We start from the raw sequence: 23,192 nt of genomic DNA, 5'->3' as shown, positions 1-23,192 counted from the left end.
CCCTTAATTATTCAAAAAGTCATTAACGTCAGCGGCCTGAATCAGGTCACCGGTATCATTGCCCCAAGCGTTGCGCTCGTAGGTAATAACTGCCGCTAATTCACGCAGGCTCAACTGATTGCCGAATGCCTGCATAGCCGTACCAGCTTTACCGTTTACAACGATGTCGATGTGACCAGCTTTATCATTCATCACCATTTCGGTGCCTTTGAGGCTTGGGAATACACCTGGGATACCTTCACCATTTGCCTGGTGACAGGCAGCGCAGCTACCAAGATAAATGCGTTCGCCGAGTTCCATGAGTTCTTCTTTACTCATCGACATAGATAGTAGACGTTGTTCTTCTTCTTTCTCGGCTTTAGCAATGGCTTCTTGTTCGCTTATCCACGCTTCATACTCAGCTGGTTCTTTTGCAATAACCACAACTGGCATAAAGCCGTGATCTTTACCGCAAAGTTCAGCGCACTGACCCCGATAGATGCCCGGCTCGTCAACTTTAGTCCAAGCTTCGTTGATAAAGCCTGGGTTAGCGTCTTTTTTCACAGCAAAATCCGGTACCCACCACGAGTGGATAACGTCATCTGAGGTAACTAAGAAGCGAACTTTTGTATCGGTTGGGATAACCAGTGGGCGGTCGACTTCAAGCAAATAGTTTTCGCCTTTGTCGAGACGATTGTTGATTTGATCTTGGCGAGTAGCAAGCAAACTGAAAAATTCGACATCTCGGTCGAAATATTTGTAATGCCACTTCCACTGTGAACCTGTCACCAATACAGTCACTTCAGCCTCAGACGCGTCTTCCATAGCAAAAAGTGTCTTAGTAGCTGGAATGGCCATACCGACCAGAATCAAAAATGGGATAACGGTCCACAGAATCTCAACTTTTACGTTTTCATGGAACGTAGCTGGTTTGTGGCCTTTCGATTTGCGATGCAAGATCATTGACACGAACATGGCACCGAAAACGATGACACCTATCACACAGCAAATGTAAAAAATTGTCATGTGCAGGTCGTAAACGCGTTGACTGATCTCGGTAACACCTTGAGTCAGGTTCAACTGCGATTGCGCACTAGCAGCAAGTGGAATACTTGCCAATAGCGCAGTGATGAGTCTAGTACTCACGCGACATCTCCTCTCATTCTTCCGACGTGGATTTCCCACGAATACACCGAAGTGCGAGCCTGAAGAACAACGAGGTGAGTAGAAAAAGGAACAGCATTTCAAAAGAAAAATCGCTTTCCCCACTAACCCTTTGTTGTTATGTATCAATATTTATAGTTGTTTATTGTGTTAGCAGTTAATGCACATTCAAAATACCATTTTCTGGTGAAAAAGAAACCGCCATTTCGAATAATTTTTACATTCAACTATAAAAAAAGGGCTGCACTGCAGCCCTCAACTGACAACCTTCACAAGCAGGATTAGTGGAGTGGGGGAAGTGAAGGTAAATCATTAAACACAAAACTGTGGGTTTGGCTGACTTTGCTCGCCATTTTTAGGCGTTGCTGCATGCGTGGTGACATGTCGCCCAACCAGCTAAGAACAATACTACTTGTACTTGCAAGCAAGGCTTGTTCAGTTGCCCATTCACGCTCATCTTGATTACGACCATGCACCCAACGAATACGCGTGCGGCTTATACCCGCGGCAACAAGCTGCTCAATAATCTCGCGACGCCCACCAATGACAGTAATCCACTGGTGTGTGCGCAGCGATAACGCATGTAAACGAGGTAACAGGCTCTCTAAATCGGTTTGAATAGCCGAGAATTCAGGTGCTGCAGACCAAATATCAAAACCTGAGTCATTAAACTGATTGCCAAATTGATTTCTCATAACCATGCTCCATTGCGGATCACACCAACAGCTAAGCCTTCAATAGTGAAGTACTGATGTGTGAGATCGACTTGAATAGGTGAAAACTCTTCATTTTCGGGATGCAGTAAAATAATGTTGCCGCGACGCTCAAACCGTTTCACGGTGACGTCGTCTTCCACGCGGGCAACAATAATTTGCCCATTACGTGCTTCATGTGTTTTGTGCACAGCGAGCAAATCACCGTCTAAAATACCGATATCTTTCATACTCATACCGTTAACGCGTAATAAGAAATCCGCGTGCGGCTTAAATAGGTTTTGATCGACCTGATAATGGCTTTCAATGTGTTCTTGCGCCAAAATAGGCTCACCGGCAGCAACCTGACCGATTAACGGTAAACCTTCAGGAACTTCTTCCTCTTCGATACCGACTAAGCGAATACCACGAGACATGCCCGGCATCATCTCAATCACGCCTTTTTTGGCTAAAGCTTTTAAATGCTCTTCGGCTGCATTCGCTGACTTAAAGCCAAGACGATGAGCTATCTCAGCGCGAGTTGGTGGCATACCCGTCGCATCAATATTGTCTTTGATGAGATCAAGAATTTGCTGTTGTCGAGGCGTTAATGGTCGCATATGAATACCTGTTTATCTATACAGTAATACTGTGAGTATATACAGGTGTTTTGGTTTCGCAACTTTTTTGTGCAAATTTTTTTCGTTCAGACAAATTAAAGCAACAGTGGTATGCTTTATACGTCTGTATTTTGTGGGGATATTGCATGAGTCTGAAAGGCTTTTGGCGCGCTTTAATGTTCTGGCCAGTACGCTGGTTAACGCGCTTTGAAACAATTCTAGATGACGCGACGGCGCAGATTGTTGGCGATAACAATGTGGTTTACGTAATGCGTTCAACGTCAAACACCGACATGCTTGTGGCGCAGCGTGCGTTAAGAAGTGCGGGGTTACCTGACCCAACGGAAGATCTCATGATCAATGGGCAGCAACTCGCTCGTGTCATGTATCTTGATCAAACCGATCATGGTTCTGCCGAGAAGGCCATCGAGGATTTTGAAAAGCTCATTTCTGCACATCAAAAAGACCAACAATTGAATGTCAAAGTTGTTCCTATCGGCCTGTTTTGGGGGCGTAAGCCTGGCCAAGAAGCTCGTCAAGGGCACACCATGGTTGCTGACATTGACAACCCAGGTCACTGGCGTAAGTTTTGGCTGACGATGTTTTCCGGTCGTCATATTCTGATTCGGGCGAGTTCACCAGTACACCTTCGCGAAATGGCCGAGCAACGCGGCTCAACCCAGCGTTTGGCGCATAAATTAGCGCGCGTGGCCCGGGTTCATTTTGTGCGCTTACGCCATGCTGTGGCGGGGCCGAAGATGACCGAGCGCGCCGTGGTCATTCAGGATTTACTCGATACCCCAGCACTGAAGCAAGCGATTGCCGATGAAGCTCGCAGCAAAAAAGTATCGGAGCAGCAAGCACGGAAGACGGCTGAAAAGTACCTGCATGAAATTGCCGCAAACTACAGCGATACGTTAGTTCGCTTGCTCGATCGCTTCATGACTTGGTGTTGGAGTCGAATTTACAACGGTATCCATATTGAAGGGGGTGAACGCATTCGCGAGCTTGCTGAAGCAGGCCACGAAATTGTGTATGTGCCGTGTCACCGCTCGCACATGGATTATCTGTTATTAAGTTATGTTATCTATAAAGAAGGTTTGGTACCGCCGCATATTGCAGCCGGTGTGAACTTAGATTTCTTCCCTGCCGGGCCAATTTTCCGCCGTGGTGGCGCATTCTTTATCCGTCGTAGTTTCCGTGGTAACAAACTGTATTCCACGGTATTTCGTGAATATTTAAACCGATTATTCCAAAAAGGTTATCCTGTTGAATACTTTACCGAAGGTGGGCGCAGTCGCACTGGGCGCTTGTTGCCACCGAAAACCGGTATGGTGGCGATGACTGTGCAAGGCATGTTACGCGGCCAGCAACGTCCTATGTCGTTGGTTCCAGTCTATTTGGGATACGAACATGTAATGGAAGTTGGTACTTACCTCAAAGAGCTTAAAGGTAAGTCGAAAGAGAAAGAGTCGGTATGGCAGGTAATCAGTAGCCTTCGTCATCTGCGTAACTTTGGTCAGGGTTATGTGAGCTTTGGTGAGCCGATTAATCTTGGCGAAGCGCTTGAGAAGTTGCAACCAAACTGGCGTGATTCAATTACAACTGGCGCTGAAGAACCAGAACGTCCGAAGTGGCTCACGCCAACTGTGAACTTACTTGCGGATCAGATTATGTATCGCATTAATAATTCCGCTGCATTTAACAGCGTCAACTTGTGTGCTCTGGCGATTCTTAGTTCCGAGCATCATGCGTTAACTCGCGAAGAGCTTGTAAGCCAGTTAAATTTGTACACGCGCATTATGCGCGAAGTTCCATATAGCAAAGATGCCTACGTGCCGGAAGATGATGGTGAACAGCTGTGGCAGCTTGCGAAAAAGCACGACAAGTTTGTTGTAGAAGCGGACGGTATCGGCGAGTTGATTCGTCTGGATGGTTCGACCGCTATAGCGATGACCTACTATCGCAACAACATCATGCACATGATTATTGTGCCGGCGCTATTAGCGGCATTTGCGCTTGGTCATAAGCGTTTCAATGCTGATGCTGCAATCAAATTATTAACCCAGTTGCATCCATTGTTGCAAAACGAATTGTTTATTAGCCATCGCGCTGAAGACATGACGTTATGGGTTAATGCATTACTCGAACAATATGTGCAATGCGGTTTGCTTATTGACGCGGGTGAGGGCACATTCGCCGTTGCCAAGCGTGATTCGCGTGCTTATTCACAATTGGTGCTACTTGCGCGTAGCTCAAGTGAGACAGCGCAGCGTTATGCCATTGTGTTGGAACTGCTGCAACAGGCACAGCCCATTGCGCGAAGCGACCTCGAGCAACACTCGGTACAACTTGCTGAGCGTCTCAGTGCCATTCATGGGGTCAACGCGCCAGAGTTTTTTGATAAGAAGGTGCTTAGTACGTTAATCGGCACGCTTAAATCAGAAGGCTACTTCAGTGTGATTGATTCTGGTGAGATGATGGCTGACCATCGAGTTGGGGAATTAAGTGATGCTGTGGACTTGTTACTCGAGCCAGCAGTACTTCAAACGATTCGTCAATCGGTGAAACAACTGGTTAACGCTGAGCGTTAACCAGTGTATGTAGAGCTCGATCCTAAAACCAGAAACTAAAACCAATAATGCGCAGCAACAGCGAGGGTTAATACCCAACCCACGTTGTTGTTGTGCAAGAACGCCTGAAAACACCGGCCTGGCTCGCGATACCAAATTAAGTAGTGTTGCCAGACAAACAGCAGCCCAATGATGACAAGCCCTACCCAATAAACCCAATCAAGTAGCAACAAATAGCCCAACCAACCCAATAATGCGAGCGTTATAATTTGTAATAAGGCAATCGCGAATTTATCGTGGCCAGCAAATAAAATCGCTGTGGATTTTACCCCAATTTTTAAGTCGTCTGCCCGGTCTGCCATAGCGTATTCAGTGTCATAAGCTACCGTCCAAGCAATGTTGGCAAAGAACAGAATCCATGCCACTAATGGCAGACCTTGGTCGAGCGCTGTAAACGGCATCAGTACACCAAAGCTAAATGCCACGCCTAATACCACCTGAGGTAATTGCGTAAAGCGTTTGCAAAACGGGTAAAGAGTGGCAACAGCGGCGGCGGCAACGCTCATTAAAACAGTCGCTCGGTTGAATTGCAGAACAATTAGCAATGCGATGATTAACAGCACCCCAAACAGTGCCAGCGCATGCCAAGGCTTCAGCTCGCCGGTAGCTAACGGGCGCAGTTTGGTGCGGCTAACATGACCATCAATGTGGCGGTCAGCGTAATCATTGATCACACAACCTGCAGAGCGCATCACAAATACGCCGAGCATAAATAAAACCACGGTGCGCAGTGGCGGGTTACCTTCACCGGCAATGAGTAACGCGACTAATGTTGGCCAGCCAAGCAGCAAACTACCAATAGGGCGGTCGGCGCGCATTAAACGCCAGCATGCACTAATGAATTGACCAACTTTGACCATGTTAAGCTTCCTCGTCTTGCAGCAATTGCATGAGTTTGGCGGGTACTGAATCGCCGATAAATACTTCGGCAACTAATACTTTCTGACCTGCGGCTTTGAAGCAACTACGACGTCCCCACAAATGTTGCGCTGGATACCCGAGCTGCTGATTGAGTTGACCAATAGGTGACTGTGGCGAAAAATGAGCGACTTCAATTGCGCCACGTTCGAGGTCTGATTGAGCAAATAAGTGTGCGCCGAGCGGCTTATTGCCAAGTTGCCCGAGCTGCAATGCCTGTTCATCTAGCGCACTTTGCGGGAACACACTGCGCGCAAACACCCAAGGCTGCCCATCGCAGCATAACAACACCTCGCGGATGGTGGCGTGTTCGTCATCGCCCAGCCATTTGGCTTCATCAGGGCGAATGCTGCCCGATTGTTGGCCAAGTACCTTCACTTCAAAGCTGTCGCAGTGGCGTTTTAATTTCGCCGTGAGTGAATCAGGATCAAGAAGCCAAGCTTGAATAAGTGAACTGTCAGGTAGAACCGTTTCATTTGCCAACGCCCAGTCAGCTTGCTGATGCGCACGGATAATCGGAAACTCAAGTTGTGCTAACACTGCGCTTTTCATAAGTTGCTATTGGGAGTCTTCTTTGCGGCCAGAATTCTGACCATAAAGCGTAAGCGCACGAATGCCTGCACCTACTAGGAGTCCAGATATGAGTCCGGCGGTGTGCGCGGTGTTGGCAATGTTGACCCAAAGTAGCCCGGTATATCCAATAACCAACCAAACCAACATAAAGATAATGAGGCCATTCGGTAAGAACAATGGGTGTCGCGGATTTTGCCAGCCTACCACTGTGGCAATACCAAATAACCCGTAGACCACTCCAGATAAGCCGCCAAAATAAGGGCCACTCTCAATGAACTGTGAGGTGTTAGAGGCTAGAGCGCAAAACAGAAAAGCGAGAATTAGCCATTTACTGCCGTAGTAGCGCTCGAAACGACCGCCGAGATACCACCACCAGAACACATTAAACACAATGTGCAACACGCTAAAGTGCAACAGTGCTGGGGTGAAGAAACGCCAAGGTTGCGCCCATGGCATCGCTTCAAAGCTGTCAGGGTTAAACAAAAATGCGCCGAGAATTGACTCGGCAAGCGGTGTTAACAAACCGATAAAGGTAAGAATAACAACAACGGCGTAACCTGCGGTAAACCAACCGGCCTGTTGCAAAAGCTGCTGCAAGAAACTTTGTGGCCGCTGTGCTTGAGGTTCGCTTTGAATGTCTTCGAGAACTTCAGCTGTGGCAAGCTCTGGATTCTCTTTAAATGCTTGAATGAGCGATTTGGCATGAGCTTGATAGCTCGATACTGTTAACCAAAGCTCTAATTCATCACCATGCTCACTGACCGTCACCGGTACATTATGGCGTTGCAAGTATGCGTACAACAATGCCATTTCGTCGGCGTTTCGTGTGGTCAGTAATTTTTTCATTTAGCTACGCTCCACCGCCTCAGGGAATGCTTGCGCCCAAGCCGTCATGCCGCCGTCGAGACTACTGACGACTTCGACGCCTTGATGGGCAAGATATTGCGCGGCCCCTTGGCTGCTGTTGCCGTGGTAACAGACGACAACAACCTCCTCATTGTCGTCTAATTCGCTAAGAAATTGCTGAACATTGGCGTCGGTTAATCGCATGGAACCAGGAATATGCGCAGCCGCGTAGGAGCGCTCATCGCGTATATCCACAAAGCGCGCTTGCTTGGATTCCCATAACTCGTGCGCTTTGAGGGTATTAATACGTTTAAAATCAGCCATGTTCTATTCCTTGATTGAGGGCCTTAACTCCAGTCTAAAACAACTTTACCAGATTGGCCTGAGGTCATGATATCAAAGCCTTTTTGGAAGTCGTCCACTGGCATACTGTGCGTCAAAATTGGCGATAGGTCGAGTCCCGATTGTAATAAGCTCGCCATTTTGTACCAAGTTTCAAACATTTCGCGGCCATAAATACCTTTGATCACAAGCCCTTTGAAAATGACTTGGTTCCAATCAATGGCAACGCTGGTTGGCGGAATACCTAGCATGGCGATTTTGCCACCATGATTCATGGTTTCGAGCATTTGCGCAAACGCAGAAGGAACGCCGGACATCTCAAGGCCGACATCGAAGCCTTCCTTCATGCCGAGCTCTTTCATTACATCTTTTAAGTTCTCTTTGCTCACATCAACCGTACGGGTGGCGCCCATTTTCTTCGCTAAATCTAAGCGGTAATCGTTCACATCGGTAATGACGACATGACGGGCGCCAACGTGACGGGCGACCGCTGCCGCCATGATTCCAATTGGACCAGCGCCAGTAATTAAGACATCTTCACCAACCAAATCAAATGCTAAAGCGGTGTGTACAGCATTACCGAATGGGTCAAAAATGGCTGCTAAATCATCGCTAATATCGTCGGGTAATTTGAATGCGTTTTCCGCAGGAATTACTAAGTATTCAGCAAATGCGCCAGGACGATTGACGCCAACGCCAACTGTGTTGCGGCAGAGATGACGACGGCCAGCACGGCAATTGCGGCAATGACCGCAGGTGATATGACCTTCGCCAGATACGCGATCGCCTTTGGTAAAACCACGAACGCCTTCACCCATTGCTTCTACCACGCCGACATATTCATGACCCACGACCATCGGTACAGGAATTGTCTTCTGTGACCACTCATCCCATTTATAGATGTGCACATCGGTGCCACATATTGCGGTTTTCTTGATGCGGATGAGCAAATCATTGTAGCCGTATTCAGGCGTCTCAACGTCGGTCATCCAGATACCTGGTTCAGCGTGCAATTTTGCCAATGCTTTCATAAATCGTTCCCTTCAGTCTTCTAAAAGACGATTAAATAATGCCGAGATCTTTACCAATGCGCGTGAAAGCGTCAATGGCGCGATCGAGTTGCTCACGGGTGTGTGCGGCAGACATTTGCGTGCGAATTCGTGCTTTGCCGCGCGGCACCACTGGGAATGAGAATCCCACAACATAAATACCTTCTTGCAACATGCGATCAGCCATCTCAGAAGCGAGGCGCGCATCACCAATCATCACTGGAATAATCGCGTGATCAGCGCCACTCAAGGTGAAACCAGCTTTGGTCATTTCGCTGCGGAAGTAATTCGCGTTATCCCAAAGTTTTTGACGAAGGTCGTGACCATTTTCAAGCATTTCGAGTACGCGAATAGAGGCTTGAACAATGGCTGGTGCCACTGAGTTTGAGAATAAATACGGGCGTGAACGCTGACGTAACCAGTCAATCACAGGCTTTTTACCCGATGTATAACCACCAGATGCACCACCCAGCGCTTTACCGAGGGTTCCAGTAATGATATCGACACGCCCCATGACATTGCAGTATTCGTGCGTACCTTTACCGTTTTCGCCCAAGAAACCAGTCGCGTGACAATCGTCCATCATCACCAATGCGCCGTATTCGTCCGCTAAATCGCAGATGCCGTTTAGGTTTGCAATTACGCCATCCATGGAGAATACACCATCAGTGGCGATAAGGATGTTGCGAGCGCCATCAGCTTTGGCTTGCTTTAATTGCGCTTCCAAATCAGCCATATCGTTGTTTTTATAACGATAGCGCTTGGCTTTGCTCAAACGAATGCCGTCGATAATTGATGCGTGGTTCAGTTCGTCACTGATGATGGCGTCTTCTGGGCCCATCAGTGTCTCGAATAAACCGCCATTCGCATCGAAACATGACGAGTATAAAATTGTGTCTTCGGTACCTAAAAACGCGCTGAGTTTCGCTTCGAGTGTTTTATGAATATCTTGCGTACCGCAAATAAAACGAACCGAGGCGGTGCCAAAGCCGTGCTCATCAAGACCTTGTTTCGCCGCTTTGATGAGCTCAGAATTATTGGCCAAACCTAAATAATTGTTGGCACAAAAGTTCAATACCGATTCGCCGTTGCCTACTTCAATCTCAGCATCTTGATCACCAAGAATAATGCGTTCGCTTTTGTATAAACCTTCGTTCTTTAGCTCTTCTAACTGCGTTTCAAGCTGTTGATAAAAATCTTGCTTCATGTAATTCTCCGTGCTTCGGACCTGACGGGTGAACTTAAGTGAGGACATGAGTGTTCTGACTTAAGCTGTTACGATTAAGTATAGTTTACCCGATCAGCGGGGGGCTGCGCATCCTCATTTCATCAGCTGGAGAAATTTCATGCACAAACGCGCCATTTATCCTGGAACCTTTGATCCTATTACCAATGGTCATGCCGATTTAATTGAGCGAGCATCGAATTTGTTCAGTGAAATTATTGTGGGTGTGGCAAATAGCCCAAGCAAGAAGCCAATGTTTACCCTCGACGAGCGGGTTGAACTGGTGCGTGAAGTGACTGCTGAATTACCCAATGTCACGGTTGTTGGATTTAGCGGTTTGTTGGTTGATTTTGCAAAAGAGCAGGACGCAACGGTATTGATCCGCGGCTTACGTGCTGTATCCGATTTTGAGTATGAATTTCAGTTGGCAAACATGAATCGCCGTTTGTTTCCGGGCTTAGAAAGCGTGTTTTTAACGCCGGCTGAAGAAAATTCGTTTATTTCCTCAACACTGGTGAAAGAAGTTGCTATTCACCACGGTGACGTGCGTCAATTTACCGACGCACGGGTTGCAGAAGCTTTGGAAAATAAAATCAAATCGCGCAAGTAAGTTTCTACTTACAGCGCAACATCCACAAACACCCACGCTAACAGAAGCGGACAGAACAAACGTAAATGCCAGAATAATAAGCGGTAGCGCCATGACGTTGCCGCCAACTCGCGTACCCGGTTACTGCGCTGCCAAAACCAACCCAGCACAATAAAGTAAAACAAGCCAGAAAGTGGCAGCTGAAACTGTGTGACATAGGTAACCACCCAGTTAAATAACGGCTCAAACCAAATCACCAACGTACAACCAATCACCGCAATAATTGTTGCAATAATACGTGCAGCCTGGCGGCGATTGAGTGGATGCGTCTCAATGGCATAAGCGATTGGTACTTCGGCGGTCGCAATGGTTGAAGTGAGCGCGGCAATGCTCAGCAACGCGAAAAAGCCAAAACCTAACCACGCACCGGCATAACCTAATTGGGTGAATAAATCAGGTAGCACTTGGAAAATCAAACGGCCTTCGCCAATCAGTTGTTCACCTTCGGTAACACTCAATCCTTGTGCCATGGCAACATACAATGCTGGTATAATCAGCAGACCTGCCAAGAAAGCCACTATTGTATCCAGTGCGGCGACGCTCCAAGTTAAACGACCGATTCGGGTGTCTTTCTTTAAGTAGCTGCCGTAAATCATCATGCCGCCCAAACCAATCGACAGAGAGAAAAATGCTTGTCCCATGGCGGAAATTAATAGGTCGGCGTTCCACATTGCCGAAAAATCTGGTACCAGATAGGCTCGAAAACCATCGGCAGAGCCGGGTAACGTGCTCATGTAGGCAATTAACCCAACCAGTAACACAATCAATAACGGCATTAAGCGTCGCGACCAGCGTTCGATACCTTGTTGCACACCGTTGATGACAATGCCAAAGGTAAGGGCAACGAACACCAGCAACAAAATAATGTCACGCATCGTCGAGGCATCTGCAAACCAAGGGGTCATTGCCGGCAAATGCAGGGCAGTTAATAAAAACGTGAAGCCTTCAGCAAGCATCCAGGCCGCTACCAAATGATAAAAGCTCAGCATTAAAATGGCGCCGATAACGTTTAAGTATCCCATCGTTTTGCCGCTGATTGCCGTCAACGGTTGCGCAGTTGTGCTTAACGAGCTTAGCGCTTTTACAGGATTGGCTTGAGCCGCATGGCCAAGGCTTAACTCGGTATATAACGCCGGTACGGCGAGAACCACCACAACGAGCAAATAGACGATTAAAAATGCGGCGCCACCGTGATTCGCAACTTGACTAGGAAAGCCCCAAATATTACCGAGACCAATAGCTGAGCCTGCTGCGGCAAGAACGAAACCAATACGTGTGTGAAAACTATCGCGCATATTTTAACCATAACTTTTGCGGTAAAAGGCGCCATTCTAGCCTTAAAATGATGACAAAGACTATCAATTTCGCGCGTTTGAAGGTAGAATCGCGCCCCACGTTTACTTTTCAAATTTTGCTCAAACCAGACCCGCAGGAGTCCGTCACATGACTGATCTGGATTTAGGCCGTTATGGCATCACAGACGTCACTGAAATTGTCCACAACCCTTCTTATGAACAGTTGTTCGAAGAAGAAACACGCGCCGATCTTCAAGGTTTTGAAAAAGGTGTTGTCACCGACCTTGGCGCCGTTGCCGTTGATACTGGTATTTTTACGGGTCGTTCGCCAAAGGACAAATACATCGTACGCGACGACACCACGAAAGATACGTTGTGGTGGGCCGATCAAGGCAAAAATGATAATAAAGCGATCACCCCAGAAATTTGGGCCGATCTAAAAGAAACGGTAACAGGCCAGCTTTCTGGCAAGCGTCTGTTTGTTGTTGATACCTATTGCGGAGCGAATGAAGATACGCGCTTAGCAGTTCGCTTTATCACCGAAGTGGCATGGCAAGCCCACTTTGTGAAAAACATGTTTATTCGCCCATCAGCAGAAGAGTTAGAAAACTTCACTCCTGATTTCGTGGTTATGAACGGTGCAAAATGCATTAACCACAAATGGCAAGAACATGGCCTTAACTCTGAAAATTTCGTTGCATTTAACTTAACTGAGCGCATTCAGTTAATCGGCGGTACTTGGTACGGCGGCGAAATGAAGAAAGGTATGTTCTCAATCATGAACTACTACTTGCCGTTGCAAGGTATTGCGTCAATGCACTGCTCAGCCAACGTTGGCGAAGATGGCGACGTTGCTATTTTCTTCGGTTTATCGGGCACCGGTAAAACAACGTTATCCACCGATCCGAAACGTCAATTGATTGGTGACGATGAGCACGGTTGGGACGATGACGGCGTGTTCAATTTTGAGGGTGGTTGTTATGCGAAAACCATCAACTTGTCGGCCGAAGCAGAACCAGATATCTACAACGCGATCCGTCGCGATGCATTGTTAGAGAATGTGACTGTTCGTGAAGACGGTAGTGTTGATTTCGATGACAACTCAAAAACTGAAAATACCCGCGTGTCATACCCGATTTATCACATCGATAACATCGTGAAGCCAGTTTCTAAAGCGGGTCATGCGCAAAAAGTTATCTTCTTAACGGCTGATGCGTTTGGCGTATTGCCACCTGTTTCGAAACTGACTAAAGAGCAAACTGAGTACTACTTCTTGTCTGGCTTTACTGCGAAACTGGCTGGTACTGAGCGTGGTATTACTGAACCGACGCCAACTTTCTCAAGCTGTTTTGGTGCGGCATTTTTAACGCTGCACCCAACACAATACGCTGAAGTATTGGTGAAGCGCATGGAAGCATCAGGTGCAGAAGCCTACTTGGTGAATACCGGTTGGAATGGCACTGGCAAACGTATTTCAATTCAAGCCACGCGCGCCATTATTGATTCAATTCTCGATGGCAGCATTGAAGATGCTGAATTTGTTCAATTGCCATACTTCAACTTGGCCATGCCAACGGCGCTTAATGGCGTTCAAGAGCAACACATTTTAGACCCTCGCAACACCTATGCAGATGCCGGTGACTGGGATGTGAAAGCAAAAGATTTGGCACAACGTTTTGTGGCAAACTTCGAAAAGTTCACTGACAACGAAGAAGGTAAAGCACTCGTTGCCGCTGGTCCGCAACTCTAACCATGCGGGTGTGAAATTTGAAAAAGGCAGTTACTTAGCTGCCTTTTTTATTTTCTTGGAATGCGCGTCGTTTTGCCTAGTCGAGTGCAATTACGACCATCATGCTTAGCTTGGTACAAACCATTATCGGCGCGTTGAATAATAGTAATAAGGGTGTCTTCACTACTATATGCAGCACAACCGATACTTACCGTAAGATGCAGCTTTTCATCAGTAAAGCGATGTTCTGCCACAGCAATACGAATTTTTTCAGCTAGCTCGACGGCACCATCCTCATCGGTATCTGGTGCGATAACTAAAAACTCTTCACCGCCCCAACGCCCGAGAATGTCGCTAGAGCGCACATGGCTCAATAGTACTTGGCTCAACTCTTTAAGAACTTGGTCTCCGACAATATGACCGTAGCTATCATTCAGGGTTTTAAAGTGGTCCGTATCGAGAATTAACACGGCAAGCTCATGCTGATGGCGTTGCGCTCGGTTGAGCTCTTGCTCTAACACGTCGTCTAAATGCGAGCGGTTATTCAGTTGAGTAAGCGGGTCTGTGGTGGCAAGCACTTCAAGCTCGCTATTACGTCGTGCCAGAAAGTTAAATGCTTCTTCTCGCGATTTTTCGTAATGGCGAGAAATAGTAAGTACCGCAAATAGTGCTAGGGCAATATTAAAAATAGCCGGAATATTTATCGCATAACTTGGCCACTGTGGTGCAAACCAAATAACAAATACGACTAACGCAGCCAAGAAGCTACCACTGACATACAACCCGAGGCGCAAACCAAGTAAAAAGAATGCGAGCAATGGCAACAGACTAAACCAAATAAATGAATAGTTACGGCCTTGTGCTATGACAAAATAAACGGCCATAAACGCAACCAGTATGCCAATGAGCATTCGTGCGCTTCGTTCAATATTTAGGTTTTTGCGCAAATCAATTTGCAATACCACAATTGCGCTAAACATGATGGCATTGGTGAGTGCCATCCATAAATAATCAAATAGAAAGATGTTTAATACGACAAATAAACCGGTGTATAGCTGCAGAATAAATTGAATATTCTGCATGAGCTTTACCCGCCAGTAGCGCAGATCTTCTGGCTGGAAAGGGTGGGGAATAACCCACCACCCTTTCTTAAATAAATCCTTAAGACCTGACACAAGTCACCTCTATTTTAACTTTTCGGCATGAGGTAGTTCGTGTGCTGGCGCTTCTTTATTACCCTCTACCAAGAAATGCTGCATCCAACGCATTAAGCGCATAGAGTAATCTAGCTGCGCGGCAACACGACGGTTACCATGGCCTTCGCCTGGGTACAGCACGAGGCGAACAGGAACATTGCCATGGGTTTTCAGATAGCGATAAAGCTCCATAGATTGACTTGGGTGCACACGGGTATCTTCTTTGCCATGCATGATTAAGATTGGTGTACGCGCTTTCTCGGCATGATAAATAGGGCTACGCTCTAAGTACCACTGCCATTTTTCCCACGGATAGCTGCGGGCATGAACCGCGTGCATTTCTTTTGCAATATCAGTTGTACCGAACTTCGAAATGTTATCGCTGATACCGACAAACATCACACTTGCGGCAAAATGCTCAGTCAGTGCTGTGGCACCCCAAGCAGAAGCAAAACCGCCGTATGAGCCACCAGTGATACCTACTTTCTTCTCATCAACGAGACCCATTTCAACCAAGTGGTCTTTACCGTCAACTAGGTCATCAAACTCTTTACCGGCATAGTCGTTCTGACCAAGCTTCGAGAACTCAACACCACGACCGGTGCTACCACGGTAGTTCGGGAAGAACAGTGCATAGCCCTGTTGTGCAGCATATTTGACTGGGCTACCGTAGCGGTCTAGCCAACCGTTACTGTAATGCGCTTCGGGCCCGCCATGAACGACCATGATTAATGGATAGCGTTGGCCTTCTTTATAGTCGGTTGGATAAACCACAATGCCTTCAAGATCCAAGCCGTCACGTGCTTCGTAGCGCACGGTTTCTTGCCGCGGCATGGTGATGTCCGCCAGCCATGGATTTGAGTCGGTAAGGCGCTCAATGCGCTGACCACTAATGCGGAACAACTCGGTAGGGTGGGCGGCACTGTGGGCACGAACTAATATATCCTCTTGCCCCGGCGTTACTTCAATATCAACCGCAATTAACTCACTAGGCTCCATGATAATGCGTGTTTCCAGCCACTGCATGGTAAGTGCCTGTACCTCACTTTGCGTGCCACGGTGACCTAACCAGATCAATTCGTCGTTACGACGCCAAGCGATATCTTGAACGTGTCCTTGATAATCCGGCAACACTTCTTTTCGCTCGTTGTCTTTGCGGGTGTCATAAACGTACAATCGACCGCTGGCTGGGTCATTGTAATCGGCGGCGCCGATGACTGCTAAGTAGCGACCGTCTGGTGAAAATTCCGCTTGACCTAACTTACCAACCGATTCAAACGCACTAACTTGCTTACCTTCAAAGTCGAGCAATTGATATTGGCTGCTCATGTAATTGTCATCAACAAGCGCGGTCGGAGCAACACGAACCAGTAATTGCTCGTGTTCAGGACGGAACGCCACCGACAGTACTTGTTGTGAGTCAGTTAGCTGAACTGGTTTAGCGTCTTCGGTTTGGGTATCGTAAAGCCACAGATGAGTGAACTGATGTTCTTCCTCATAAACTTCAGCTTTAAACCCTTTTTTTGCTAACTTTGACTTGGTGTCGTCAGCTTTGCTGCGCGCACGAAAAGCAATGTAGCGGCCGTCGGCACTAATAGCGTAACTGCTAATGGCGGCATCGTGACTCAGTGCGAGTTGTGCTTCACCACCGGTGGTGGCCATTTTATAAAGGCTGGTGTGTTTCGCACCATCGCGTTTTGCTAAAAAATAGATGGTTTGGCCATGAAAGCTCACAGCGCCTAAACTTTCTTTGCCGGTAATAAATGGCACACTAGCAGCCGTTCCACGCACAGTATAAAGCTCAATGTATGAACCGCCATCATCATCAGCGTATGGCGTACGTGGCACCACACGCGTGAAAGCAGCCAGCTGTCCGTCAGCGGCAAGAGCGGCACTATTAATGGATTGGACGGTAATGGTTTCTTCCAACGTGATATCACGTGCATGGGCAGAAACGGACATTACCGCAGCGACTAATACAAGACCAATGCTGCGCAGCATGATGTACTCCTCGTTGCTTTTTATTGTTTCGTTGTTCATGAAATATTCATAATTATTTCCCAATCTTACCAGCAAAATTATTGACTTCCCACGAAATAACGCCAATCTGTTAACAACATTTTAAGGTTTGGACGATACATGGTTGACCAATTATTAATCGGCGCAATTCTACTTGGGGCTCTGGCCCTGTTTGTTTGGGACCGCTGGCGCTATGATTTAGTGGCAATGTTCGCTTTATTAGTAGCGGCTGCGTTAGGGTTAGTACCGACCAACGAGGTATTTTCCGGCTTCGGGAATGCCGCGGTAATAACCGTTGCGGCGGTATTAGTAATTAGCCATGCTATGTGGCGCTCGGGTGTGGTTGATGCGCTGGCGTCACTGATGAAACGCGTTGGCGATAAAGCGTGGATACAAATGTTAGCACTGACAAGCATTACCACCTTTTGCTCGGCTTTTATCAGTAACACCGGCACCATGGCAATAATGATTCCCGTTGCGCTGCAGTTGTCGCGTAGCGGCTTAGGGCATGCCTCAAAAGTACTGATGCCGATGGCTTTTGGCTCGTTACTTGGCGGTACCATCACGATGATTGGTACACCACCCAATATTATCATTGCTGATATTCGAGAAGATGCTTTAGGTGAAAGCTTTGGTATTTTCGATTTCACCCCAGTAGGACTATCGCTTGCGGTTATCGGACTCGTTTTTATGTGGTTGACGAGTCGGTGGCTGGTGCCGAAAACGAACAGTCGAGATAGCGCTAACTCACCCTATGATATGAGTTCATACATGACCGAATTGTGGGTACCGGAAGGCGCGAACCACGTCGGTGAAACCTTGTATGAATTGGAAAGTAACATCAAAGAAAACTTTGCTGTTGTTGCGATAAAGCAAGGGAAGACCGTAACGACAGCGCCACCGCGCTATTACCGCATCAAGGCGGATGATGTGTTGATTATTGAAGCGGATACAGAGACGCTACAACAAATAATTGATGCAACTGGCTTCGAGTTGAATGCGGATGAAGAACTAGCCGACCGTTTTTTAATTTCCGATGAAGTTCAAGTAGTCGAGGGCGTGGTTGGGCCTGACTCTCGTTTGATTGGTCGATCTGCAGCAGACTTGCGCCTTCGTCACCGGTTTGGCGTGAATGTATTAGCGGTAGCGCGCCAAGGTCAACCGGTAAAGCCGAATTTGTCGAATATTCGCTTTAAACCAGGAGACGTCTTGTTACTACAGGGCGATGCGGAAATTTTGACCGACGTATTTCGTCGCTTTGGCTGTTTTCCGCTGGCGCAACGCAGCATGCGCATTGGTGCCGGTAAAAAATTATTTACGCCGCTGGCAATCTTTGCCGTGGCAATCATGCTAAGTGCGCTTGGAATTCTCTCGGTACCAGTCGCTTTCACCGCCGCGGCTGGTGCGATGGTTTTAAGCAATATTATTCCATTGCGCGAATTATACGAGAACGTCGACTGGCCAATAGTTGTGCTGTTGGGCGCAACGATTCCGCTTGGTGCGGCGTTAGAGCGCAGTGGTGCAGCTCAGACGCTTGCGGATTGGGCATTGTTAGTCAGTAGCGATGCCCCGGCAGCGGTAGCCTTAAGCATTCTATTGCTTGTAACTGTTATTCTATCGAATATTGTCAACAATGCTGCTGCCGCAGTATTGATGGCGCCAATTGCATTGAATATGGCCAGTGGCCTTAATGTCGCTACTGACCCATTTTTAATGGTGGTTGCGATTGGTGCGGCTATTCCATTTATCACCCCAATTGGGCATCAATCTAATATCTTAGTTATGGGGCCAGGGGGTTACGGATTTGGTGATTATTGGAAGCTCGGTTTACCACTGACGTTGGTATTGTGTGTTGCTACGGTTCCACTAATTCTTTGGTTTTGGCCGCTTGGCGCGTAGCTTCTGCGCCACGTGCAACAACCCGAAGTTGCGCGATGGTTTGCTCAGTTAAACGCTGGCGCTCCTTTGCGTCAGCGTCTAGAGCATCGGCTCCTGCGCTGAATACAATGCGCACAATGGCATCGGCTTGCAGCTCAGCCAATTCACGCTCAAACTGCTGTTCGTCCACTAAGTAATCGACTAATTCAGCGGTAAAGTGTTCAACTTCTCGCGTTACCGCCAAACGGAATTCACGTGAATTTCCGGACTTTTCCTGTAGCAATAAACGAAAAATAGCGGTGTTATTGGTCACAAACTCCATAAATGTGGTCACCGACGCACGAATAATTGATCCGCCTTTGGCAATTTGTTGACGCGACTGCCGCAACAATTGGCGCAATGTAAGTCCACCTTCATCGACCAAGGTTAAGCCTAATTCTTCCATATTTTGAAAGTGTCGATAGAACGATGTTGGTGCAATACCTGCCTCACGAGCCACTTCACGCAAACTTAAACTGGCATAACCATGTTCCGCACTCAACTGATTCATTGCCGCTTGGATAAGGGCGCGTCGGGTTTTTTCTTTTTGGGCTGCACGAACACCGGCCATAGGATGGAACTCTTGTTTGATTTAGTCGTCGAACAGATTATGTCAGTGAACGTGTGTTCACGCAATTCACCGTTTTTTGCACGATTTTACTTGCGTGCAATAGAAAGGGTAGGTAAATTGAGCGAACACGTGTTCACTGAATGCGAGCGATTTTCTTTTTAGTTTTTAAGTTGGTTAATTTATGTCGTCACATCCTGTTTCAGCAGCCGCTGAAAAACCCCCAATTCTTTGGCTTAACCTTAGCGTGTTTGCCATTACCTTTTTAGTGAGTGTTATTGGCGTACCATGGTACGGCATGACGCACGGTTTTTCGGCTGGCCTTATTGCTGGATTAATCGGTACCATCGTATTCGCTGGTATTTCAATTACAGCGGGTTATCATCGTCTATGGGCGCACCGCGCCTACGATGCACATTGGTCGCTAAGAATTTTATTTGCTCTTGGCGGGGCCTTAGCTGTTCAGAACAGCGCCTTGCACTGGTCATCCGATCACCGTGAGCATCACAAACACGTGGACGATAACGACAAAGATCCATACTCGGCGAAGCGTGGCTTTTGGTACTCGCACATTGGTTGGATGCTGCGTGAATATCAGGCATCGCGCTATAGTAATTACGACAATGCAAAAGATTTGCAGAAAGACCCAATTGTCATGTGGCAACACCGCAATTATCTGTTGTTAACGTTGGTCACCTCAATAGGTTGGCCAGTTGCTTTAGGTTTGATGCTTGGTGATGTTTGGGGAGCGATTATCTTAGTTGGCTTTGCCCGTTTGGTAATTAATCACCACACTACGTTCTTCATCAACTCGTTAGCGCATATTTGGGGTAAGCAAACTTACACCGACCGCAATACCGCGCGTGACAACGGCGTATTAGCGCTGCTGACATTTGGTGAGGGCTACCACAACTATCATCATATTTTCTCGGCGGACTATCGAAACGGTATTCGTTGGTGGCATTTTGATCCGACGAAATGGTTGATCCGAGCTTGTTCTTGGGTGGGGTTGACCAGCAACTTGAAGCGCACGAATGGCTATCAAGTTGAGAAAGCTCGCTTAGAAATGCAATTTAAAAAAGCGACGGCAAAGGCACAAGTTTCTTGCGAAACAACGATGGCCAAATTACATAATGAATTTGATGTGATGATGGCAAAACTGCGCGAGTACTATCAAGTTCGCAAACAGTTACTTGATACGAAAGCAAAAGCGATGGCAGATAGCATGCATATGCCGACGTTAGCCGAATTGCAGGCGAAAGCAGAAATTATGCGAATTGCTTTTCAAACACATAAACAAGAGTTTCACGAGTTATTGCAGCGTACGTTGCGTGCACCACAACTTGCGTAAACTGAAACACCAAAGAAAAAGCCGACCATGAGGTCGGCTTTTTTGTGCTTACTCATCACTATTTTTTCGCTTTGGCGAATGCTTCAGCGAAGGCTGAGCCCATGGCCGAATTCGCTGCTGGCTGAGCCGCAGATTTCGGTCGTGATTGGCCGCCAGTACCACGCGGTTTATTGCCTTGAGGTTTGGCTTGGTTTGCTTGGCTTGGCGCTACGGCAGTTGGCTCATCGGTTAGGCGCATGGTTAAACTTATACGTTTACGTGGCACATCCACTTCCAACACCTTGACCTTCACAATATCGCCGGCTTTGACGATTTCGCGAGGGTCACTAACGAACTTATCTGACAACGCCGATACATGCACTAAGCCATCTTGGTGTACACCGATATCAACGAATGCACCAAAGGCGGCAACGTTACTCACCACGCCCTCAAGTGTCATACCCGGCTTTAGATCTTTAATATCGTCGACGCCTTCTTTAAAGCTGGCTGTTTTGAACTCAGGGCGAGGGTCTCGGCCTGGCTTATCTAATTCGCGTAAAATATCTTGCACTGTTGGCAAACCAAACGTGTCATCGGTAAAGTCTTTCGCGTTGAGTTGCTTCAAGAATGCCGTGTCACCGATGATTTCGCTCACTTGTTTCTGGTTTTGTGCGGCAATACGCTCAACCACCGGATACGCTTCAGGGTGAACCGCTGAACTATCGAGCGGTTGCTCACCGTTCATGATGCGTAAGAAGCCCGCCGCTTGTTCAAACGACTTCGGCCCCATCCGTGCCACTTTTAATAATTGTTGGCGGGTCGCAAAACGACCATGACTATCGCGGTGCGCGACAATGTTTTGTGCCAAGGTTTTGGTTAAACCAGCAACGCGCGCTAGAAGTGCCACTGATGCGGTATTCAAATCCACTCCAACGGCGTTTACACAGTCTTCGACCACGGCATCAAGGCTCTGAGCTAATTGAGCTTGGCTAACGTCATGCTGATACTGGCCAACACCAATCGATTTGGGTTCAATTTTCACAAGTTCAGCGAGCGGGTCTTGTAAACGACGTGCAATTGAAACAGCACCACGCAATGATACGTCTAAATCTGGAAACTCGAGTGCGGCTAGCTCCGAGGCAGAGTACACTGAAGCACCAGCTTCGTTGACAATCACTTTACTGGCTTTAATTTCTGGGTTTGCTTTAAGCATTTCGCCAACAAGCTTGTCAGTTTCGCGCGAATACGTTCCGTTACCAATCGAGATAAGCTCAACTTTATGTTGTTTACACATACCCGCTAGCGTGCGCATGGCTTTATCAACCTGATTTTGCGGCTGGAACGGAAACACCGTGTTGGTTCCCAATACTTTACCGGTGCTATCGACCACAGCGACTTTAATCCCGGTACGTACACCTGGGTCGAGCCCCATGGTCACTTTGTCTCCGGCTGGTGCCGCCATTAACAAGTCTTTTAGGTTATTGGCAAAAATTTGAATGGCGTCTGTTTCTGCGCGTTCGCGGACAGAACCGAATAGCTCGGTTTCCATATGCAACAATATTTTGATTCGCCAAGTCCACTGCACAGTTTGCTGCAACCAGGTATCGGCGGCGCGGCCTTTGTCCTGCCAATTAATATGAGCGGCAATTAACTGCTCACCATAACTCCGCGCCTTCGGGTCTTCCTGTTGCGGATCGGGATTCAACTTGAGTTGCAGAATACCTTCGTTGCGCCCACGGAATAATGCCAATGCACGATGCGAAGGAATTTTCTTCAGCGCTTCGTTAAATTCAAAGTAGTCGCGGTACTTCGCTCCTTCGGTTTCTTTGCCTGCAGCAACAGCACTGGTAATTTCGGCGTTGTTCCACAAGTAATCGCGCACCTTTTTCAACAATGATGCATCTTCTGCAAAACGTTCCATCAAAATAAAACGCGCACCGTCTAGTACCGCTTTTTCGTCGGCAAAACCGGCATCTACATTAATGTACTTCTGCGCTTCAGTCTCTGGTGATAGTTCTGGGTTATCAAAGAGCGCGTCGGCAAGCGGTTCAAGACCAGCTTCAATGGCAATTTGGCCTTTGGTGCGGCGTTTTGGTTTATAAGGGAGGTATAGATCTTCGAGTTCGGTTTTTGATGCGGTTTCTAGAATCGCTTGCTCAAGTTCAGGCGTAAGCTTGCCCTGATCTTTGATGCTACCCAAAATTACTGCGCGACGATCTTCTAACTCGCGTAAATAGGTAAGTCGCTGCGATAAATTTCGCAGTTGTGTGTCATCTAGGCCACCAGTAACTTCTTTTCGGTACCGGGCAATAAAAGGTACTGTCGCACCGTCATCTAATAGCGCGATAGCAGCTTGTACTTGCTGCGAACCTACCGCTAATTCGTTCGCGATTTGCTGAGTAATCGAGCTCATAAATTCTCTCATAACGTCGTGTTCAAAATTAGGAA

At 47.5% G+C, this 23,192-nt stretch carries 19 protein-coding genes; 5 read left to right on the top strand and 14 right to left on the bottom strand.

The annotated features are described in order from the left end of the window. Positions 1-3: 3 nt before the first annotated feature. From coxB to lexA, 3 genes are all read right to left on the bottom strand, one after another. Complete coding sequence (gene coxB / locus LG272_RS00980) at positions 4-1,125, bottom strand: cytochrome c oxidase subunit II (protein WP_404409034.1); 1,122 nt, start codon at positions 1,123-1,125, stop codon at positions 4-6. A gap of 299 nt (positions 1,126-1,424) precedes the next feature. After that, complete coding sequence (locus tag LG272_RS00975; RefSeq protein WP_126759652.1) at positions 1,425-1,838, bottom strand: hypothetical protein; 414 nt, start codon at positions 1,836-1,838, stop codon at positions 1,425-1,427. Then, positions 1,835-2,455 carry a transcriptional repressor LexA gene (gene lexA, locus LG272_RS00970; protein ID WP_126759651.1) on the bottom strand — a complete coding sequence of 207 codons (621 nt, stop codon included), beginning with the start codon at positions 2,453-2,455 and terminating at the stop codon, positions 1,835-1,837. Before lexA ends, LG272_RS00975 begins: the two co-directional genes overlap by 4 nt. A 146-nt stretch (positions 2,456-2,601) precedes the next feature. Here lexA and plsB point away from each other — a divergent pair, with 146 nt between their 5' ends. Further along, positions 2,602-5,049, top strand: a complete 2,448-nt coding sequence (plsB, locus tag LG272_RS00965; protein ID WP_404409031.1) for a glycerol-3-phosphate 1-O-acyltransferase PlsB — start codon at positions 2,602-2,604, stop codon at positions 5,047-5,049. A 35-nt stretch (positions 5,050-5,084) separates the two neighbouring features. On the opposite strand, the gene ubiA is transcribed toward plsB, so the two are convergent. From ubiA to LG272_RS00935, 6 genes are read right to left on the bottom strand one after another with little or no spacing between them, the layout of a single operon-like run. Further along, a complete protein-coding gene (gene ubiA / locus LG272_RS00960) occupies positions 5,085-5,948 on the bottom strand; it encodes a 4-hydroxybenzoate octaprenyltransferase (protein ID WP_126759649.1) in 864 nt (287 codons plus the stop codon). A gap of 1 nt (position 5,949) precedes the next feature. Next, positions 5,950-6,558, bottom strand: a complete 609-nt coding sequence (locus LG272_RS00955) for a chorismate lyase (protein ID WP_126759648.1) — start codon at positions 6,556-6,558, stop codon at positions 5,950-5,952. A 6-nt stretch (positions 6,559-6,564) separates the two neighbouring features. Next, entirely contained in the window at positions 6,565-7,425 is an 861-nt protein-coding gene (locus LG272_RS00950) for a rhomboid family intramembrane serine protease (RefSeq protein ID WP_126759647.1), read from the bottom strand. Then, a complete protein-coding gene (gene glpE / locus LG272_RS00945; protein ID WP_404409028.1) occupies positions 7,426-7,749 on the bottom strand; it encodes a thiosulfate sulfurtransferase GlpE in 324 nt (107 codons plus the stop codon). 23 nt (positions 7,750-7,772) lie between these two features. Further along, the gene (gene tdh, locus LG272_RS00940; RefSeq protein ID WP_404409026.1) at positions 7,773-8,798 is read right to left on the bottom strand and encodes an L-threonine 3-dehydrogenase; all 1,026 of its coding nucleotides are present in this window, start codon (positions 8,796-8,798) and stop codon (positions 7,773-7,775) included. 31 nt (positions 8,799-8,829) lie between these two features. Next, complete coding sequence (locus LG272_RS00935) at positions 8,830-10,023, bottom strand: glycine C-acetyltransferase (protein ID WP_126759644.1); 1,194 nt, start codon at positions 10,021-10,023, stop codon at positions 8,830-8,832. A 139-nt stretch (positions 10,024-10,162) separates the two neighbouring features. On the opposite strand from LG272_RS00935, the gene coaD reads away from it, so the two are divergent. Continuing rightward, positions 10,163-10,651 carry a pantetheine-phosphate adenylyltransferase gene (gene coaD, locus LG272_RS00930; protein ID WP_404409024.1) on the top strand — a complete coding sequence of 163 codons (489 nt, stop codon included), beginning with the start codon at positions 10,163-10,165 and terminating at the stop codon, positions 10,649-10,651. Positions 10,652-10,659: 8 nt separating this feature from the next. On the opposite strand, the gene LG272_RS00925 is transcribed toward coaD, so the two are convergent. Beyond that, positions 10,660-11,985 carry a sodium-dependent transporter gene (locus LG272_RS00925; RefSeq protein ID WP_404409022.1) on the bottom strand — a complete coding sequence of 442 codons (1,326 nt, stop codon included), beginning with the start codon at positions 11,983-11,985 and terminating at the stop codon, positions 10,660-10,662. A 148-nt stretch (positions 11,986-12,133) separates the two neighbouring features. Between LG272_RS00925 and pckA the strand changes: the two genes are divergently transcribed. Next, positions 12,134-13,735: a phosphoenolpyruvate carboxykinase (ATP) gene (pckA, locus tag LG272_RS00920; protein ID WP_404409020.1), complete on the top strand. Its 1,602-nt coding sequence runs from the start codon at positions 12,134-12,136 to the stop codon at positions 13,733-13,735. Positions 13,736-13,782: 47 nt separating this feature from the next. Here the strand turns inward: pckA and LG272_RS00915 are convergent, their stop codons facing one another. Further along, the gene (locus tag LG272_RS00915; RefSeq protein WP_126759640.1) at positions 13,783-14,889 is read right to left on the bottom strand and encodes a GGDEF domain-containing protein; all 1,107 of its coding nucleotides are present in this window, start codon (positions 14,887-14,889) and stop codon (positions 13,783-13,785) included. 9 nt (positions 14,890-14,898) lie between these two features. Beyond that, positions 14,899-16,911, bottom strand: a complete 2,013-nt coding sequence (locus LG272_RS00910; protein WP_404409018.1) for a S9 family peptidase — start codon at positions 16,909-16,911, stop codon at positions 14,899-14,901. A gap of 138 nt (positions 16,912-17,049) precedes the next feature. Here LG272_RS00910 and LG272_RS00905 point away from each other — a divergent pair, with 138 nt between their 5' ends. Then, positions 17,050-18,828, top strand: a complete 1,779-nt coding sequence (locus LG272_RS00905; protein ID WP_404409016.1) for an SLC13 family permease — start codon at positions 17,050-17,052, stop codon at positions 18,826-18,828. On the opposite strand, the gene fabR is transcribed toward LG272_RS00905, so the two are convergent. After that, entirely contained in the window at positions 18,785-19,417 is a 633-nt protein-coding gene (gene fabR, locus LG272_RS00900; RefSeq protein ID WP_126759637.1) for an HTH-type transcriptional repressor FabR, read from the bottom strand. The genes LG272_RS00905 and fabR overlap by 44 nt on opposite strands. A gap of 181 nt (positions 19,418-19,598) precedes the next feature. On the opposite strand from fabR, the gene LG272_RS00895 reads away from it, so the two are divergent. After that, the gene (locus LG272_RS00895; RefSeq protein ID WP_404409014.1) at positions 19,599-20,765 is read left to right on the top strand and encodes an acyl-CoA desaturase; all 1,167 of its coding nucleotides are present in this window, start codon (positions 19,599-19,601) and stop codon (positions 20,763-20,765) included. A gap of 58 nt (positions 20,766-20,823) precedes the next feature. Here LG272_RS00895 and LG272_RS00890 read toward each other — a convergent pair whose 3' ends face one another. Further along, on the bottom strand, positions 20,824-23,157 hold the full coding sequence (locus LG272_RS00890) for a Tex family protein (protein WP_404409012.1): 2,334 nt from the start codon (positions 23,155-23,157) through the stop codon (positions 20,824-20,826). Positions 23,158-23,192 lie beyond the last annotated feature (35 nt).

Source organism: Pseudidiomarina marina, assembly GCF_044807045.1.
Taxonomy (GTDB): Bacteria; Pseudomonadota; Gammaproteobacteria; order Enterobacterales; family Alteromonadaceae; genus Pseudidiomarina; species Pseudidiomarina marina.
This window is presented reverse-complemented; position numbering and strand designations above follow the sequence as displayed.

Bases quoted from the DNA above. Each gene is read 5' to 3' on its own strand.
- LG272_RS00975 (WP_126759652.1), bottom strand. From the start codon at position 1,838: ATGAGAAATCAATTTGGCAATCAGTTTAATGACTCAGGTTTTGATATT.
- lexA (WP_126759651.1), bottom strand. From the start codon at position 2,455: ATGCGACCATTAACGCCTCGACAACAGCAAATTCTTGATCTCATCAAA.
- plsB (WP_404409031.1), top strand. From the start codon at position 2,602: ATGAGTCTGAAAGGCTTTTGGCGCGCTTTAATGTTCTGGCCAGTACGC.
- ubiA (WP_126759649.1), bottom strand. From the start codon at position 5,948: ATGGTCAAAGTTGGTCAATTCATTAGTGCATGCTGGCGTTTAATGCGC.
- LG272_RS00955 (WP_126759648.1), bottom strand. From the start codon at position 6,558: ATGAAAAGCGCAGTGTTAGCACAACTTGAGTTTCCGATTATCCGTGCG.
- LG272_RS00950 (WP_126759647.1), bottom strand. From the start codon at position 7,425: ATGAAAAAATTACTGACCACACGAAACGCCGACGAAATGGCATTGTTG.
- glpE (WP_404409028.1), bottom strand. From the start codon at position 7,749: ATGGCTGATTTTAAACGTATTAATACCCTCAAAGCGCACGAGTTATGG.
- tdh (WP_404409026.1), bottom strand. From the start codon at position 8,798: ATGAAAGCATTGGCAAAATTGCACGCTGAACCAGGTATCTGGATGACC.
- LG272_RS00935 (WP_126759644.1), bottom strand. From the start codon at position 10,023: ATGAAGCAAGATTTTTATCAACAGCTTGAAACGCAGTTAGAAGAGCTA.
- coaD (WP_404409024.1), top strand. From the start codon at position 10,163: ATGCACAAACGCGCCATTTATCCTGGAACCTTTGATCCTATTACCAAT.
- LG272_RS00925 (WP_404409022.1), bottom strand. From the start codon at position 11,985: ATGCGCGATAGTTTTCACACACGTATTGGTTTCGTTCTTGCCGCAGCA.
- pckA (WP_404409020.1), top strand. From the start codon at position 12,134: ATGACTGATCTGGATTTAGGCCGTTATGGCATCACAGACGTCACTGAA.
- LG272_RS00910 (WP_404409018.1), bottom strand. From the start codon at position 16,911: ATGCTGCGCAGCATTGGTCTTGTATTAGTCGCTGCGGTAATGTCCGTT.
- LG272_RS00905 (WP_404409016.1), top strand. From the start codon at position 17,050: ATGGTTGACCAATTATTAATCGGCGCAATTCTACTTGGGGCTCTGGCC.
- fabR (WP_126759637.1), bottom strand. From the start codon at position 19,417: ATGGCCGGTGTTCGTGCAGCCCAAAAAGAAAAAACCCGACGCGCCCTT.
- LG272_RS00895 (WP_404409014.1), top strand. From the start codon at position 19,599: ATGTCGTCACATCCTGTTTCAGCAGCCGCTGAAAAACCCCCAATTCTT.
- LG272_RS00890 (WP_404409012.1), bottom strand. From the start codon at position 23,157: ATGAGCTCGATTACTCAGCAAATCGCGAACGAATTAGCGGTAGGTTCG.